Below are 287 nucleotides of genomic sequence, written 5' to 3' on the forward strand. Positions count from 1 at the left end.
GACAACAAGGGAAATGTGGCCATGGAATTCAATACTGCCGGAATGTACAGAGCAAAAATGAATAAAAACGGTGAACTGGAAATAGGGATTTACGGGGAGAACGAATAATAAGTGTGAAATCTACTTTCAAACTTTGGCAAAGTTCGATACTTTGCCAAAGTTGAAGTCAGATTATGATATTCTTAGAACCTGAGAGATTCTACCATCCATGAATACAAAGAAGGTGAACTTGACATAGGAAACTACGGAGAAAAATTTACCGGTAAAAAGATAGAAAGCTCCTCCAG

The 287-nt window shown here is 37.6% G+C and carries 1 protein-coding gene; it reads left to right on the forward strand.

The window, feature by feature from the left end; translation table 11 throughout:
* Positions 1 to 108: isoaspartyl peptidase/L-asparaginase (locus HC175_RS24560; RefSeq protein WP_168140111.1), on the forward strand; the 108-nt coding region annotated here is incomplete at its 5' end.
* Between the last annotated feature and the right edge of the window lie 179 nt (positions 109 to 287).

The organism is Salinimicrobium oceani, from assembly GCF_012037645.1.